Below are 884 nucleotides of genomic sequence, written 5' to 3'. Positions count from 1 at the left end.
TATCAACAGAACGTCGCCTCCGTCGATCAGTACCGTGCTGCCGTGGAAAGTGCGCGTATCAACCTTAACTATACCCAAATCAAAGCGCCGATTAGCGGTCGTATCGGTATTTCGTCGGTGACGCCCGGCGCACTGGTGACCGCCAGCCAGACCACAGCACTGGCGACGATTCGTGCACTTGATCCCATCTATGTCGATCTCACCCAATCCAGCGTTCAGTTGCTCAAACTGAGACGCCAGCAGGCGTCACTGCAGCAGAACAAAGATGGCGTACCCGTGACGGTGAAACTGGAAGATGGCACGACCTATGATCATCCTGGCAAGCTGGAGCTGACGGAAGTCTCGGTAGATGAAGCCACCGGCACGGTCACACTGCGCGCGATCTTCCCCAATCCCCAACATGAACTGTTGCCTGGCATGTATGTGCGCGCCAGCGTTGTCAACGGCGTGAAAAGCGATGCCATTCTGGCACCTCAGCAAGGCATCACCCGTGATGCCAAAGGCAATGCGACAGCGCTGGTGGTCGACAAAGCGAACAAAGTCGAAAGCCGCGATGTGGTAACCGATCGCGTGATTGGCAACAACTGGCTGATTAGCTCGGGACTTAACCGGGGTGACAGGCTGATCATTGAAGGCACCGCGAAAGTCCAGCCTGGCAGTGTCGTCAAGGCGGTGGACGTGACGCCGGGCGATACCGCCGCCAACAGCGAGGGCCACTGATATGTTGGCGCAGTTCTTTATTCGGCGGCCCGTTTTTGCCTGGGTGATCGCCCTTTGCATCATGCTGTTCGGTATCCTGAGTATTGTCAGTCTGCCGGTGGCGCAGTATCCCGATGTCGCCCCTCCGCAAATCAGTATTCAGGCCACCTACACGGGCGCATCGG

The 884-nt window shown here is 57.4% G+C and carries 2 protein-coding genes; both read left to right on the top strand.

From position 1 onward, the window contains the following. A partial coding sequence (locus RAC90_RS20880) for an efflux RND transporter periplasmic adaptor subunit (RefSeq protein ID WP_375124751.1) occupies positions 1 to 720 on the top strand: 720 nt, incomplete at its 5' end. Between the two features lies 1 nt (position 721). After that, positions 722 to 884, top strand: a 163-nt coding sequence (locus RAC90_RS20875; RefSeq protein WP_375124752.1) for an efflux RND transporter permease subunit, incomplete at its 3' end; no start/stop codon positions are given.

The organism is Pantoea sp. CS_6, assembly GCF_041954745.1.
Taxonomy (GTDB): domain Bacteria; phylum Pseudomonadota; class Gammaproteobacteria; order Enterobacterales; family Enterobacteriaceae; genus Pantoea; species Pantoea stewartii.
This window is presented reverse-complemented; position numbering and strand designations above follow the sequence as displayed.